16 protein-coding genes and 1 pseudogene are annotated in these 14,898 nt (G+C 67.2%); 10 read left to right on the top strand and 7 right to left on the bottom strand.

The window, feature by feature from the left end; genetic code table 11:
• The 3 genes and pseudogenes from FFS52_RS06320 to upp all read right to left on the bottom strand — a co-directional run.
• Positions 1–152 (bottom strand): transposase family protein (locus FFS52_RS06320; protein ID WP_249358706.1); only part of this gene is annotated, 152 nt, incomplete at its 3' end.
• 316 nt (positions 153–468) lie between these two features.
• A pseudogene (locus FFS52_RS06325) lies at positions 469–1,369 on the bottom strand (leucine zipper domain-containing protein).
• Positions 1,370–1,433: 64 nt separating this feature from the next.
• Positions 1,434–2,063 (bottom strand): uracil phosphoribosyltransferase, encoded by a 630-nt coding sequence (gene upp, locus FFS52_RS06330; protein WP_058250653.1) that lies wholly within the window; start codon positions 2,061–2,063, stop codon positions 1,434–1,436.
• A gap of 119 nt (positions 2,064–2,182) precedes the next feature.
• Between upp and FFS52_RS06335 the strand changes: the two genes are divergently transcribed.
• From FFS52_RS06335 to FFS52_RS06345, 3 genes are all read left to right on the top strand, one after another.
• Positions 2,183–2,557: a type VII secretion target gene (locus FFS52_RS06335; protein WP_137809203.1), complete on the top strand. Its 375-nt coding sequence runs from the start codon at positions 2,183–2,185 to the stop codon at positions 2,555–2,557.
• Positions 2,554–3,513 carry a C40 family peptidase gene (locus FFS52_RS06340; protein WP_137809204.1) on the top strand — a complete coding sequence of 320 codons (960 nt, stop codon included), beginning with the start codon at positions 2,554–2,556 and terminating at the stop codon, positions 3,511–3,513. Before FFS52_RS06335 ends, FFS52_RS06340 begins: the two co-directional genes overlap by 4 nt.
• 124 nt (positions 3,514–3,637) lie before the next feature.
• Positions 3,638–4,927, top strand: coding sequence for a primosomal protein (locus tag FFS52_RS06345; RefSeq protein ID WP_137809205.1), 1,290 nt, complete (start codon positions 3,638–3,640; stop codon positions 4,925–4,927).
• A 43-nt stretch (positions 4,928–4,970) separates the two neighbouring features.
• On the opposite strand, the gene FFS52_RS06350 is transcribed toward FFS52_RS06345, so the two are convergent.
• Genes FFS52_RS06350 through FFS52_RS06360 form a run of 3 tightly spaced genes read right to left on the bottom strand, consistent with a single transcriptional unit; the run spans position 4,971 to position 7,836 of the window.
• On the bottom strand, positions 4,971–6,101 hold the full coding sequence (locus tag FFS52_RS06350) for an adenosine deaminase (RefSeq protein WP_068971758.1): 1,131 nt from the start codon (positions 6,099–6,101) through the stop codon (positions 4,971–4,973).
• The gene (locus FFS52_RS06355; RefSeq protein ID WP_137809206.1) at positions 6,098–7,435 is read right to left on the bottom strand and encodes a thymidine phosphorylase; all 1,338 of its coding nucleotides are present in this window, start codon (positions 7,433–7,435) and stop codon (positions 6,098–6,100) included. Before FFS52_RS06355 ends, FFS52_RS06350 begins: the two co-directional genes overlap by 4 nt.
• Entirely contained in the window at positions 7,432–7,836 is a 405-nt protein-coding gene (locus tag FFS52_RS06360) for a cytidine deaminase (RefSeq protein ID WP_137809207.1), read from the bottom strand. Before FFS52_RS06360 ends, FFS52_RS06355 begins: the two co-directional genes overlap by 4 nt.
• A gap of 224 nt (positions 7,837–8,060) precedes the next feature.
• Between FFS52_RS06360 and sdhC the strand changes: the two genes are divergently transcribed.
• From sdhC to FFS52_RS06380, 4 genes are read left to right on the top strand one after another with little or no spacing between them, the layout of a single operon-like run.
• A complete protein-coding gene (sdhC, locus tag FFS52_RS06365; RefSeq protein ID WP_058250873.1) occupies positions 8,061–8,465 on the top strand; it encodes a succinate dehydrogenase, cytochrome b556 subunit in 405 nt (134 codons plus the stop codon).
• A gap of 12 nt (positions 8,466–8,477) precedes the next feature.
• Positions 8,478–8,933, top strand: a complete 456-nt coding sequence (locus FFS52_RS06370) for a succinate dehydrogenase hydrophobic membrane anchor subunit (RefSeq protein WP_058250659.1) — start codon at positions 8,478–8,480, stop codon at positions 8,931–8,933.
• Between the two features lie 14 nt (positions 8,934–8,947).
• Positions 8,948–10,702, top strand: coding sequence for a succinate dehydrogenase flavoprotein subunit (gene sdhA, locus FFS52_RS06375; RefSeq protein WP_058250660.1), 1,755 nt, complete (start codon positions 8,948–8,950; stop codon positions 10,700–10,702).
• Complete coding sequence (locus tag FFS52_RS06380) at positions 10,702–11,490, top strand: succinate dehydrogenase iron-sulfur subunit (protein WP_058250661.1); 789 nt, start codon at positions 10,702–10,704, stop codon at positions 11,488–11,490. The genes sdhA and FFS52_RS06380 overlap by 1 nt, the downstream gene beginning before the upstream one ends.
• A gap of 42 nt (positions 11,491–11,532) precedes the next feature.
• On the opposite strand, the gene FFS52_RS06385 is transcribed toward FFS52_RS06380, so the two are convergent.
• Positions 11,533–12,111 (bottom strand): TetR family transcriptional regulator, encoded by a 579-nt coding sequence (locus tag FFS52_RS06385; RefSeq protein ID WP_137809208.1) that lies wholly within the window; start codon positions 12,109–12,111, stop codon positions 11,533–11,535.
• Positions 12,112–12,275: 164 nt separating this feature from the next.
• Here FFS52_RS06385 and FFS52_RS06390 point away from each other — a divergent pair, with 164 nt between their 5' ends.
• The 3 genes from FFS52_RS06390 to FFS52_RS06400 all read left to right on the top strand — a co-directional run bounded on the left by FFS52_RS06390 (position 12,276) and on the right by FFS52_RS06400 (position 14,895).
• Complete coding sequence (locus FFS52_RS06390) at positions 12,276–13,514, top strand: cytochrome P450 (RefSeq protein ID WP_137809209.1); 1,239 nt, start codon at positions 12,276–12,278, stop codon at positions 13,512–13,514.
• Between the two features lie 48 nt (positions 13,515–13,562).
• Positions 13,563–14,042 carry a hypothetical protein gene (locus FFS52_RS06395; RefSeq protein WP_249356238.1) on the top strand — a complete coding sequence of 160 codons (480 nt, stop codon included), beginning with the start codon at positions 13,563–13,565 and terminating at the stop codon, positions 14,040–14,042.
• A 73-nt stretch (positions 14,043–14,115) separates the two neighbouring features.
• Positions 14,116–14,895 carry a type 1 glutamine amidotransferase gene (locus FFS52_RS06400; RefSeq protein WP_137809210.1) on the top strand — a complete coding sequence of 260 codons (780 nt, stop codon included), beginning with the start codon at positions 14,116–14,118 and terminating at the stop codon, positions 14,893–14,895.
• Positions 14,896–14,898 lie beyond the last annotated feature (3 nt).

Here is a 14,898-nt window from a genome sequence, read left to right on the forward strand (position 1 = left end):
GTCGCGGGCAGCTCGAGGAAACACCGCCAGCCGCCCATATCCAGATGCCGCCACAACCGCGGTGCCGGCGGCTGATCGTAACCCGGGCAGCGCTTCTTGCACTGCGGACACCGTGATCGTGCGTTCTTGTGCAGTTCTAGTGTCGCCACCATGACGTGCCCGCGATCATCCTCATCGAACCTGACACCCACGACACGGGCACGCTCGATTCCAAGCAACTTCTGCAGTACTCTGACAGTGCGCAACGCCCACTCCTCTAGGTCTTTTTCTTCGCAAGTCAAAACCTAAGCGAGACTGGGCGTTGCGTGCATTAGGCTCGCTAAAAGTAGCCCACTTCAGGGTCAGAAGAGCCCCACCCATTCGATTACGAGAAAACTCCACAAGCCCGGAAGTTACGAAACCAATTACTGTGCAGTGCTTTTCGTCCACTGTGCGTTGCAGAGCGTGGATCGATGACAGTGGTGAACTTCAGTCACACCCGTTTCGGAATTCGTTCTTCCAACGGTGTTCTTGCCGCGGATTCGCTATAGCCCCGGTGAAGTTGTGAACGCGTAGGCGTTCGGGCGAATCCGCCGATACCGGTGTGGATTCGGTGGTTTTCGTAGTCGTGCAGCCAGTCGTCGTAGGTCGCCGCTCGGGCGGCTTCAGTGGTGTGGACCTCGCGAAGGCCCTTTCCGAGGCGAGCAACCGGTGGAAGCGTTCAACTCTGTTGTGGTCTGTGGCCGGTACAGACGGGTCTCTGGTGCGCGATCTCAGGGCCGAGGGCATGCGCGGAAAGCCCTGGGCGGCAACTGCCGCCGTAGTCGGCCAACAAACTGTTGTTCGTGATGCCGTGCGCGTGGAAGAAGGGCGTGCCCGGCCCCAGAATTGCGTATCGGTCTCTGTGCGTTCGTCGGTGAGGATCTCGGAGTACGCAACCGAGTGTGGTCGTCGACGATATGGCGGCCTCCGGGAGCGCCGTGATCTAAGCGCCGCGGCGGGGTTCGGCGTACCGGCAGCGCGATGGCCTGGGCGAGGTGTCGCAACAGTGGCATCCCATATCGGCGCAGCACCGCCTTGACGATCGATCTCGCAGCAGTAGATGCGTGGCAATAGGAGCTGCGTCCCGGCGGGGAGATAGGCGTAGCTTGATGATTCGACGTTCACGTCGCACCGGGGCTCGTTGGGTGACGGGTGGGGCGGCTGGAGCGATCTGTCATGCCGGCTTCGCCGTGAACGCGGTAGCCGTCGGCCCGTTTCTCGGCCGTCGCTCGAGCATTCAAACCGTCCGGCGGCCCACCGCAGCGGCCGTCCGTGATCGGTGATCGACGAAGCATCCTGCCAGTACCAGACGGCAGCGTTCGGCGAAAAGAACATCAGGGCGGGTCATGAGGGCCCTTGAATGACGACGTGTGGCTTGTCTCAGCGACGTGCCGCGCGAGGTTCAGCCATACTCACGAATACCTCGGACCGAACTGCCGGTCGCCCGCGTCACCGAGACCGGGCACGATGTAGTTGACCTCGTTGAGCCCGTCGTCCACGGCAGCCACGACGAGCCGGCACGGGTGACCGGAATTCTCCAGCGCCGCAACCCCTTCAGGTGCGGCGACGACACACACGGCGGTGATGTCGGTGGCATTGCGGGCGACCAGCAACTCGATGGTGTGGAGCATGGAGCCGCCGGTGGCGAGCATGGGGTCGAGGACGAACACCGGCCGTCCCGACAGGTCCTCCGGCAGCGACTCCAGGTACGGCACGGGTTGTGCGGTCTCCTCGTCGCGGGCGAGGCCCACGAAACCGACATGCGCCTCGGGCACCATCGCGTGCGCCTGCTCGACCATGCCGAGTCCGGCCCGCAGGACCGGGACCAGGAGAGGCGGGGATGCCAGCCTCGATCCCGTGTGCGCGGTCATCGGCGTGTTGATCGCGACGTCGGCGCGCGGCGCACCGGCAAGCGCCTCGTAGATCAGCATCTGGGTGAGGTCAGACAGCGCAGCCCGGAATCCGGCGTTGTCGGTGGTCTCGTCGCGCATCGTGGTCAGACGCGCGGCTGCGAGGGGATGGTCGACGATCAGGGACTCCATGCCGACACCCTATTTCCTCCCCGGCGCTCGCGTGCCGCTTGGGCGAGCTCCACCACGCCGGTCTGGGTCGCCGCGAGAATTTGATGGAACCCAACGGGGCCGCGCCGCGTCGAAAACCCATGAGCCCGTCCTCCCCTCACCCCTATCCCGCACCCACCCGGCCAGGCCCGGACACCGGTGGCCGACTGTTCGCCGATCCGTCTGCGCTGCACGAGTTCTCCGGCGCACACCGCACCAACGCCCGGATGCTCGAGGGCGGGACCGGCAGCGACGACGCCGCCGTGGTCGAACTCGCCATCACCTTCGGTCTCATCGGCATCGAGTTCCTCACCGCCGTCGTCGAGTTCCTCGACCTGCATCGTCGCACCATCGAGGCCGCGACGGCGCGCGAGGAACGCGTTGCACTCACGACGAACTCGGCCGCAACGTCCTACGCCGACTGCGACTGCGCCGCCGCCGACCGGATCGCGACGACCGGTGAGCTGACGCTGTGATCCCCGTCGAACTCCTCATCGAGCCACTGCGGCAACTGATCGCCGCGCTGGGGACCGGCATCCTGGCACCGGGCAACCCCGCCGAGCAGGTCCGAACCGTTGGGGGCACCGTCGAGTCGGTGCGCCAACGGTCGACGTCGGCCGCCGAGTCCGTCCTCACGCGGTGGGACGGAGCCGGGGCCGCCGGAGCCGCAGCCGCCACCGCGGCGAACCAGCGCCGACTCACCGAACTCACCGAGTGCGCCGCGGAGTTCGGCCGGCTCGTCGAGAGCGCCGGCCGTACCGTCCACACGGCGTCGACCGCTCTGAACGGCCTCGTGGACTCCCTGGAACGGCATGTCCGCGGCCTCAACGGCGGACTGGCCACTCCGGCAGTCCTTCTCGCGGTCCTGCCGGTCGCCGTCGAGCATCTGAGCCGCGGCGTGGAGATCATCGGACGTGCTCGCGCCGAGCTCGGCTCCGACACCGAGGCGATGGCCGCCCTGGCCCGCCGCACGGCGCCGGCCGAGATGGTCGGAGTCGCAGGCGGCGACGCCGCCAGACTGTCGCCCGTCCCCACGCCCGGCGGCGTCCCCATCACGCTGCCCGACGGCTCGGTCGCCCACGCTCCGAACGAACGCGCGGCGACCGCGGTGCGGGCCGCGCTGAGTCAACGCGGGGTGCCCTATGTCTGGGGCGGGACGACGCCCGACGGATTCGACTGCAGCGGCTTCACACAGTGGGCCTACCGGCAGGCCGGGCTCGAACTCCCCCGCCTCGCCCAGGAGCAGGACACCGCCGGGTATCAGGTGTCCCAGGCGCAGCTGCAGCCCGGAGACCTCGCGGTGTGGTCCGGCCACGTGGCGATGTACATCGGCAATGGTCAAATGATCGAAGCCGGTGACCCCGTGGGCGTCTCGCCGGTGCGCACCTCGAACCTCGACCAGGCATTCGAAGGATTCTTCCGTCCACGATGAGAGCCGCGCCGATGGTCGCACCCGTGGGCGAGTCAGGAGTTCATCGAAATGTCGTCGGCACACCACCGACCGTCTGTGGGGGCACTACTGGATCCGCCGCCGACAATCGCTAGGCTGTGTCCCCATGGCCGGAGACATCGTCCCGATTGAGCTCGGACTCACCGACGGAAACAGCTTCACCCTGTGGGCACCCCGCTGGCGTGAGGGCGATGACGAATGGGAGGCCTTCCTCGGACTGGACGAGGACCTGTACGTCCTGCCCTCTGTCGCCGAGCTCGCCGCGTTCATCCGCACCAACGAGGACAACGATCTCGTCGAGCACCCGGCGTGGTCGACCGTGGTCGGCCTGCAGGCCGATGAACTGGTCCCCGACGGGCGCCACAGCTACGACCTCGTCGGCGTACCCGAGCTCGCCGCGGAGGACCCCACCGCCGAGGTCATCGCCGAACTCGAAGACGCACTCGAGATCGTCCGCATCCTCGGTGAGGTCTGCGAATTGACACCGGTCACCAAGTTCTTCAACGGCAACCCGATCCTGGGCGCCGTCACCACCGGCACACGCAACTTCGACGGCCGCGAGGGCACCGACCTCTGGGTGCGCATCGGCCGGCTCATCGCCAAGCACTGGGATGACGTGCTCGATGCCATCGACGGTGTCATCAGCACACCGAAGGTGGACGCCAAGGCCGTCGAGACCGCCGAGGCCGAACTCGAGGCCGCCGCGTCCGCCGAGGACGAGGACGAGCCGACCGACGATGACATCGAGATCGTCGGTGCCCCCGACTCCGAGTCCTCGGACGCCGCCGACGACGATGACCTCGAAGAGGACACGGACGAGGAGGACGAGGACGACTACGACGACGACGATTTCTGGGCGTCGGTCGGCATCGACCCGATCAAGATCGTCACCAGCGCGAACGAGTACCTGACACTGCGGTGTTACCTCGGAGACGACCCGGTGTTCCTCGGCACCAAGGGCAAGATCTTCGTGTTCACCTCGGCGCGCTCGCTCTCGCGGTTCCTCGCCGACGACAACACGCATGACCTCGCCGACCTGTCCACGTTCGACGAGGTCCGCACCGAGGCGACCAACGGATCCCTCGAGTTCGACGTCATCGACGACAACGTCTACGTCCTGCCGGGTCTCGCCGACGACATCGCCGACGGCCCCCGCCGAATGGATCGCGACCAGCTCGACCTCGCCGTCGAACTCTTCACCGACGCAGCCGACTACGCCGGTGACAACACGGTCTCCGAGGCCCTCGGCGCCACCACTCCGCTGGGATGGTTCGTCGACTACACCGTCAACCCCGACCCCAAGCGCATGGCGCCCAGCGGTCCGTTCGACAACGAGGCCGAGGCGTGGCGCGCGCTCGAGCACGACTTCGAGGCCCGGCTCACGAAGAAGGGCTGACGGGCGCAGTCCTCTCCGCCATAACCGGCCGCGACGGTGCTGCTCAGCCGAGCAGCACCGCGTAGCCGGGCTTGATCACGTCGTCGATGAACGCCAGCCGCTCGTCGAAGTGGATGAACGCCGACTTCATCGCGTTCACCGTGAACCGTTCGAAATCCGCCCAGCCGTAGCCGAACCGATCGGCGAGCAGGCCGAATTCCTTGCTCATGGTGGTGTCGGACATCAATCGGTTGTCGGTGTTCACCGTCACCCGGAACCGTAGGCGCGCCAACACGTTGAACGGATGCTCGGCGAGTGAACCGACCGCCCCGGTCTGCACATTCGAACTCGGGCACAGCTCCAGCGGAATCCGCTTGTCCCGCACGATGTTCGCCACCTGGCCCAGCCGCGCACCCGCGAACGAGTGCGCAGCGAGATCGACCCCCTCCGGGAGTTCGATGTCGTCGAAGACGCGGACGCCGTGACCCAGCCGGTCCGTCCCGCAGAAGCCGATGGCCTCGTGGATCGACGGCAGCCCGAATGCCTCGCCGGCGTGGATGGTGAAGGGCGCACAGTTGGCCCGCATGTACTCGAAGGCGTCGAGGTGGCGGGTCGGCGGATGCCCAGCCTCGGCGCCGGCGATGTCGAAACCGACGACACCCCGGTCCCGGTAGCGGACCGCGAGTTCGGCGATCTCGCGTGACCGGGCGGCGTGGCGCATCGCGGTGACCAGGCACCGCACGGTGATCGTCCGGCCCCGCTCGGCCGCGACCGCCTCGCCCTCGGCGAAGCCCCGCAGCACCGCCTCGACGACCTCGTCGAGGGTCAGCCCACCTTCGAGATGCTGTTCGGGCGCATAACGCACCTCGGCGTACACGACCCCGTCGGCGGCGAGGTCCTCCACGCACTCGCGCGCGACGCGTTCCAACCCGCCGACGGTCTGCATCACCGCGACCGTATGCGAGAAGGTCTCGAGGTAGCGCTCGAGCGAGCCGCTGTCGGCCGCACGTCGGAACCACTGCCCGAGCGTCTCGGCGTCATCGATCTGCCTGCCGTTCTCATCCGCCGGGAGGCCGTCGTATCCCACCTCGTGGGCCAACTCGAGGACCGTCGCGGGCCGGAGTCCGCCGTCGAGGTGGTCGTGGAGGAGCACCTTCGGGGCGAGGGAGATGTTCGCCGGGGTCAGCGTCGTCATGATGGAAACCTAACGCGGTCGATGATCAGTGGACGGGTGCGCGCGCCGCCCGCGTGTTCGGCGGAGTCGGGCCCCACGGTCGTCGCCCCGGCCAGGCAGGAGCGGGCGCCGGGGATCCGGTCCTCATCCTGCGTGTGCAGGGTGAACAACGGTTGACCGGCTCGGACACGATCACCGGGCTTCGCATGGATGGTCACTCCCGCCTCTGCCGCGACCGCCTCCCCCGGCTTCGATCGGCCGCCGCCGAGGCGCCACGCGGCGTCGCCGACCGCGCGCGCGTCCATCTCGGTGACGATGCCGTCGCCCGACGCGGTCACGGTGTCGTGGTGGCGCGCCGTCGGCAGGGGCGCATCGGGGTCGCCACCTTGCGCCGCGATCATCGCCCGCCACGTGTCCATCGCCCGGCCGTCGGCGAGATGGGTTGCGGGGTCGGCGTCGACGAGCCCGGCGGCGTCGAGCATCTCCCGGGCGAGGGCCAGGGTCAGTTCGACGACGTCGGCGGGTCCGCCGCCGGCGAGTACCTCCACCGACTCGGCCACCTCCACGGCGTTGCCGATCGCGAGTCCGAGCGGTGTGCCCATATCGGTGATGACCGCACGGGTGTCGACGCCGGCGTCGTGACCGAGTTCGACCATGGTCGACGCCAGTTCGCGCGCATCGTCCTCATCGGGCAGGAAGGCACCCGACCCGGTTTTGACGTCGAGGACCAGCGCACCGGTGCCCTCGGCGATCTTCTTGCTCATGATCGACGACGCCAGCAGCGGAATGGACTCGACCGTGCCCGTGACATCGCGCAGGGCATAGAGCTTGCGGTCGGCCGGCGCCAGGTCGGCGCCCGCGGCACAGATGACCGCACCGACCCGCTCGAGCTGGTCGAGCATGTCGGACGTGCTCACCTCCGCCCGCCACCCCGGGATGGACTCCAGCTTGTCGAGCGTCCCCCCGGTGTGACCGAGCCCCCGACCGGACAGCTGCGGCACCGCGACGCCGAACGACGCGACGAGCGGCGTGAGCGGGAGGGTGATCTTGTCCCCGACGCCGCCGGTGGAGTGTTTGTCCACGGTGGCCAGCGGCCGCCCGTCCCGCTGCAGACCGGACAGGTCCATCCGGCGCCCGCTGTCGATCATCGCGTGCGTCCAGGACGCGATCTCCCGGCGGTTCATCCCGCGCAGATATATGGCCATCAGCAATGCCGACATCTGTTCCGGCGCCACCTCGCCGCGGGTGTAGCCGTCGACCATCCACGCGATCTGCGCGTCAGCGAGTTCGTGCCCGCCGCGCTTGGTGGCGATCACCGACACCGCGTGGATGATCTCCCGGGCGTCGACCGTCATGAACGGACCGCCTCGAGATCGTCGGGTCCGAAGGCATCGGGAAGCAGCTCCGACAGCATCCGGGGACCACCGGGATGGTCGACGAGGAGCTCGCGCCCGCCGTGTTCGAGAAGGACCTGTCGGCACCGTCCGCACGGCATCAGAACCGCCCCGCGGGCGTCGCAGACGCTGACCGCCCGCAGCGCCCGCCCGCCCCCGTTCACCAGGGCCGCGACCAGCGCGACCTCGGCGCAGATACCCAGGCCATATGAGACATTTTCCACATTGCAACCGGCGACGACACGGCCCTCGGCTGTGATCCCGGCGGCGCCCACCGGGTACCGGGAGTAGGGTGCGTAAGCACGACCGATCATCGATCTGGCCTTGTCCCGCAACACATCCCAATCGATTTCTGTTACCACGTGGATCTCCTGTCGCCCGGCGTCATCGGCCGTTCATCCGGATTTCATCACCGCAAAGCTTGGGTAAGGCAAACCTAAGTCGTAATGTCTTGTCGCCCAGATCGGTTCGGGCAATTTACCACCGGAATGTGCATGGGTTTAGAGTCTCTTCGTATGGGTCCATGGTCGAGTCGGAGCATGCCGATTCGACGCGTCCATCGACGATGTTGGAGGCCACTTTCCCGATGAGCACCTCGACCGAAGTCGCACCCGACCCGGTGCGCAGACGATCTCTTTATCGCGGCGATCCCGGCATGTGGTCGTGGGTCCTGCACCGCATCACCGGCGTCACGATCTTCTTCTTCCTCTTCGTACACGTGCTCGACACCGCGGTCATCCGAGTCGACCCCAATCAGTACGACGAGATCATCGAGACCTACAAGACGCCGATCATCGGTCTCATGGAGATCGCCCTGGTCGCGTGCGTCCTGTTCCACGCCTTCAACGGTGTGCGCCTGATCCTCGTGGACTTCTGGTCCAAGGGACCCAAGTACCAGCGACAGATGCTGTGGGTGGCCATGACCCTGTTCGTCATCGTCTTCGGTGCCGGCACGGTCCGCCTGCTGCAGATCATGTTCAGCCACCTGTAGGAGACACCAGAGATGACCACCTCGGAAGCCACCGGTGTCGCCAAGACCCTCGGTACTCAGCACGACCGTCCCGCGAGCCTGGACAACCCGCGCTCGCCCCGCAAGCCCAAGGGCGGCAACTTCGAGAAGAACGCGTGGCTGTTCATGCGGTTCTCCGGGCTGCTGCTCGTCGTCCTGACGATCGGCCACATGTTCATCATGCTGGCCTGGGACGGCGGCGTGCACCGCATCGACTCCTCGTTCGTCGCCGCGCGCTGGAGCTCACCCTTCTGGCAGATCTGGGACCTCACCATGCTGTGGCTGGCCCAGCTGCACGGCGGCAACGGTGTGCGCACCGTCATCGCCGACTACTCCCGCAAGGACTCGACCCGTTTCTGGCTGAACGTGCTGCTCGCCGTGTCGATGATCCTCGTCCTCACGATGGGCACCTACGCCCTCCTGACCTTCGACGTCAACAGCGTCGGCTAGAGGAGACCCACAACATGCAGGAACATCGCTACGACGTCGTCATCGTGGGCGCCGGCGGCGCAGGCATGCGCGCGGCGATCGAAGCCGCCCCTCGTGCTCGCACCGCGGTGCTGACCAAGCTGTACCCGACCCGCAGCCACACCGGCGCGGCCCAGGGCGGCATGTGTGCGGCACTCGCCAACGTCGAGGAAGACAACTGGGAGTGGCACACCTTCGACACCGTCAAGGGTGGTGACTACCTCGCCGATCAGGACGCCGTCGAGATCATGGCCAAGGAGGCCATCGACGCGGTGCTCGATCTCGAGAAGATGGGCCTGCCCTTCAACCGGACGCCCGAGGGCAAGATCGATCAGCGGCGCTTCGGCGGCCACACCCGCGATCACGGCAAGTCCCCGGTCCGGCGGGCCTGCTACGCCGCCGACCGCACCGGCCACATGATCCTGCAGACGCTCTACCAGAACTGCGTCAAGCACGACGTCGAGTTCTTCAACGAGTTCTACGCCCTCGACATCTGCCTCACGGAGAACGAGAAGGGCGAGCAGGTCGCGACCGGTGTCGTCGCCTACGAGCTCGCGACCGGCGAGATCCACGTCTTCCACGCCAAGTCGATCGTGTTCGCCACCGGCGGCTCGGGCCGTATGTACAAGACGACCTCGAACGCGCACACGCTGACCGGCGACGGCATGGGCATCATCTTCCGCAAGGGCCTGCCGCTCGAGGACATGGAGTTCCACCAGTTCCATCCGACGGGTCTCGCGGGGCTCGGCATCCTCATCTCGGAGGCGGTCCGCGGTGAGGGCGGCATCCTGCGCAACGCCGACGGCGAGCGTTTCATGGAGCGCTACGCCCCCACCATCAAGGACCTCGCGCCGCGCGACATCGTGGCCCGGTCGATGGTGCTCGAGGTACTCGAAGGTCGCGGCGCCGGGCCGAACAAGGACTACGTCTACATCGACGTGACCCACCTCGGCGAGGACGTCCTCAACGAGAAGCTCCCCGACATTACCGAGTTCGCCCGTACCTACCTCGGCGTCGACCCGGTCACCGAGTACGTGCCGGTGTTCCCCACCTGTCACTACGTCATGGGCGGCATACCGACCAACATCAACGGTCAGGTGCTGCGCAACAACGACGAGGTCGTCCACGGCCTGTACGCCGCCGGCGAGTGTGCGTGCGTGTCGGTCCACGGAGCCAACCGGCTGGGCACCAACTCACTGCTCGACATCAACGTCTTCGGACGACGCGCGGGGATCGCGGCCGCGGACTACGCGAACTCGGCCGAGTTCGCCGAGCTTCCCGAGACGCCCACCGAGATGGTCGACTCGTGGCTCGAGCTGCTGCTCAGCGACCACGGACACGAGCGCGTCGCCGACATCCGTACCGAGCTGCAGGCCTCGATGGACGCGAACGCCTCGGTGTTCCGCACCGAGGAGACCCTCAAGCAGGCCCTGACCGACATCCACCGGTTCAAGGAGCGCTACGCCCACATTCGAGTCCATGACAAGGGCAAGCGCTTCAACAGCGATCTCCTCGAGGCCATCGAACTCGGCTTCCTGCTGGAGATGGCGGAGGTGACGGTGGCCGGAGCCCTGAACCGCAAGGAGTCGCGCGGCGGTCACGCACGCGAGGACTACCCGGATCGTGACGACGTCAACTACAAGCGGCACACCATGGCCTACAAAAAGGGCACGGACCTCCTTTCAGACATCGAGTTGGAGTACAAGCCGGTCGTGGAAACCCGCTACGAGCCGATGGAGCGTAAGTACTGATGACATCTGTTCTGGACAAGCCCGCACCGTCTTCCGACGATCCGCCGTTGCCTCCGGTGCCCGACGAGGCCACCATGGTGACGCTCAAGATCTTCCGCTTCAACCCGGAGAATCCCGACGCCCAGGGCTTCGAGAGCTTCCGCGTCCCGGCGCTGCCGACCGACCGCCTGCTCAACCTGCTCCTGTACGTGAAGGGCTACCTGGACGGGACGCTCACGTTCCGTCGTAGTTGCGCCCACGGCGTGTGCGGGTCGGACGCGATGCGGATCAACGGCGTCAACCGTCTCGCCTGCAAGCTGCTGATGAAGGACATGCTCCCGAAGGACAAGTCCAAGGAGATCACGATCACCATCGAGCCGATCCGCGGCCTGCCGGTGGAGAAGGATCTCGTGGTCGACATGGAACCGTTCTTCGACGCGTTCCGCGCGATCAAGCCGTTCCTGATCACCTCGGGCAACGAGCCGACCCGCGAACGCATCCAGAGCCAGGCCGACCGCGCCCGGTTCGACGACACCACCAAGTGCATCCTGTGCGCCTGCTGTACGACGAGCTGCCCGGTCTTCTGGACCGAGGGTTCGTACTTCGGTCCCGCCGCGATCGTCAACGCGCACCGGTTCATCTTCGACAGCCGCGACGAGGGGGCCGTCGAGCGACTCGACATCCTCAACGACGTCGACGGCGTGTGGCGTTGCCGCACCACGTTCAACTGCACCGACGCGTGCCCGCGTGGCATTCAGGTCACCCAGGCGATCTCGGAGGTCAAGCGCGCACTCATGTTCTCGCGCTAGCCGATTCGAACTTTCTCTGCAGCCCGGCAACGGCCCGCACCCTCAGGGGTGCGGGCCGTCGTCGTCGGTCCCGGGGTCCCGACGGAAGATGCCGGCGACGATCGATTCCGCGCTCCGCGCCTCCTCCTCGGGTTCGGCGGGCCAGAGCAGCAGGGCGAGAACGGAACGGATGAGGAACCGTGCATCCGCCGGACCATCGGGATCGACGCCGACCAGATCGGCGGCCACCGCGTGCACCGCGGGAGACGACAGGACGGTCGGCGTCGCGTCGATGAGGTTGTCGGGCCGGAGGAACTGCCGGATGACCCGGTCGCCGCGTAGTGCGCGCAGGGTCTCGATGATCGCCGTCCGGGCGCGATCGGGCCCGGTGAGATCCGCGACGGTCGCACGGATGGCGGCGAGCACCGGTGCCGACGTGGTGGCCAGCACGGACTCGATCAGTGCGGCCCGACCGCCGGCATGGCGGTAGATCGTCGCCCTCGAACAGTGCGCCCGACGACCGAGCTCGTCGAGGTCGAACCCGTCGAGGCCACGGCGTGCGATCAGGGCCGCCGCGTGCGCGATCAGACGCTCGCGTGCAGCATCGTGCCGGTCTCCGTCGACCAGCCAGTCCCGGGCCATCGCTCCCCCGTTCTCATGGTGAGACGAACCATCTTGTCGATGAAGGACGTTCCAGCTGTTCACGAGGCTAGCCTGAGACACCGGATGGTGTCGTGACTTCTCACCGATCTCGACTTCGGGGATATGCGTGCATCGACGGCCCGGGGTCGCCCACGCTGGACTCCATGGACACCACCGCCGACCCCACGACCTTCTACTCGCGTCTGCACACCGGTTCGCCCGTGCAGCGGATCGGGGAGTCATCGTTCTTCGCCGTCGGCTCCTGGGACCTGATCGCCGACGCGGTCCGACGCCCCGAGGACTTCTCGTCGAACCTGACCGCCACGATGGTGTGGCACGGCGACGGCACGGTCTCGGAGTTCCCGGTCGCCGGCCTGGGCGACGCGATGCACGTCCTGGCCACCGCCGACGGGGCCCGGCACCGCGATCATCGGAAGCTCGCCATGCGGTCGGTGTCTCCGGCACGCATCCGCGAGCTCGAACCGACCATTCGTCGATGCATCACGGAGGCATGGGCCGACGATCTCCGTGGTGGCCGGATCGACTGGGTGAGCGCTGTCGCGCAACGGATTCCGATGGAGGTCGCCACCGCGGTGATCGGATTGCCGGTGGCCGACCGTGCCACGCTGACCCGGTGGGCGATCGCCACGAACGTCCTGATCGACGGCGTCATCACGCCGGACCAGCTGACGACGGCAACCGCGGCGGTCGGTGAGCTGACGGCTTATCTGTCGGCGGCGATGAGCAACGCAGACACCGGCACCGGCGCCGGAAGCGGAGCGAGCGGGCCGAATGACACCGGCGCCGGGAGCGAAGCGAGCGGACCGACCGCGCTGGTCGAGGTGGCACGCCGCGTCGCCGAGGGCAGTCTCGATCACGAGACCGCGGTGATGATCCTGTTCCAGCTGGTCGCCGCCGGGGCCGAGTCGACCACGAGCCTGCTCAACAGTGTCGTCTGGCTGTTGGACCGCCATCCCGACGTCGTCGAACGGTTACGCAGCGACCCCGGGCTCATCCCGGTGTTCGTGGAGGAGGCCCTTCGGCTCGAGACCCCGTTTCGTGGGCATTTCCGGCATGTGGTCGCCGACACCACGCTGGGCGACACCGCCTTGCCGGCGGGGTCACATGTGTTCCTCATGTGGGGTGCCGCCAATCGGGATCCCGCGCATTTCGACGATCCCGGCGCGATCGATCTCGATCCGGCGGCCCGGAGGTCGCACCTGGCGTTCGGCAAGGGCCTGCACCTGTGTGTCGGAGCGACACTGGCACGCTTACAGGCGCGCCTCGCGGTCGAGCATCTGCTGCGCTCCGCGACTGCCTTCCGGGTCGATCTGACGCAGACGGCGTGGGAGCCCGGGGTTCTCGTCCGTCGTTTCACCACGCTGCCGCTGACGATCAGCTGACAGGGAGACCTCGCCTTCGCTGCCACTCGGCAGCCCGATGGAACCGATATGCCGTCCGATGCGTCGAAGGAAGACCGAGGAACCCGGCCCGTCGCCGGACCGGTGATCGCCCATCGAACGGAGTACTTCATGGCCCGCGCCCTTCTGTTCCGGCTGCTGCTGACACTCGCGGTGAGTGCGCTCGCGTGCCTCCTGGTGTTCGCACCGGCCGCGGCAGCACCCACCACCGACACGCAACGCATCACGATCACGCTGATCTCCGACCACGAGCACAACGGCGCCGCAGCGTGGACGGACGCAGACGGAAGACTCCGCACACAGTCCGAAGTGCCGCTGTCGCAACGAGATCCAGACGGCAAGTTCAAGGCGTCGTTGGTGTACACGCGGGCCACGGGCGAGGCGCCGGTCGACGCGCTGTTCCAGTCCGGCGGACGGTTCGCCCGGTGTGAGATCACGGTCGACGGTGAACGGGTCGCCGACCACACCGCGCACGGGTCCCGTCCGACGAGTTCATGTCATTCCGGTTGACGCAGCCCGGCGTGGGTTCCGACCCCGCGTCGGCGAGAGGAATCGCCACCGAGACCGTACTCTTGCACTCGTCATGAGCACCAGAACACAGCCGGCCGAGCGCCCGCGGGAGCGGTTGCGGGTCTTGGAGATCCGGCACGCGGAGTCCGAACCACCCGGCGCCTACGGACCCGCCCTGCACGCGATCACCGAGACGACCACCCTGCGGATCTGGCGCGAACCCGCGACCGTCGATCCCGCGGATTTCGACGCCATCCTCGTTCTCGGCGGAGCGATGGGAGTCGGTGACGCGGACCGCATCCCGTGGATCGCCGACGAGATCGACCTGCTCCGCCGAGCCCGTGAACGCGGTGTGCCCATCTGGGGTGTCTGTCTGGGCGCGCAGATGCTGGCAGCGGCTCTCGGTGGCAAGGTGCACACGAGCGACACACCGGAACTCGGTGTACGCCGGGTGCGTCTCAACGAGGCAGGGATGGCCGACCCGGTGTGGGGCGGGGCGGTCACCGCACCCGCACCACGCGACATCGACACCGTCCAGTGGCATTTCGACACGTTCACCCTGCCACCCGGGGCCACCCTGCTCGCGTACTCCGACGCCTGCGTCAATCAGTTGTTCCGCGTGGACAACTGCTACGGAGTGCAGTTCCACCTCGAAGCCGGCGGCGATCTCGTCAGGGGATGGCTGTCACACCCGGAATCACGGTCCGCGGTGGCCGAGGTCCTGGGTGAGTCGGCCACCGACCGCTTCCCGATCGACGCCGCGGCCGCGGAGAAAGTGACCGTGCCGACGGCGGAAGCGGTGATGCGGCGCTGGTTGCAGGATGTCGTCGGCAGCGCACGGCCCCGCTGGTAACGT

Source organism: Gordonia sp. ALPHA1B1, assembly GCF_005502615.1.
GTDB lineage: Bacteria > Actinomycetota > Actinomycetes > Mycobacteriales > Mycobacteriaceae > Gordonia > Gordonia hongkongensis.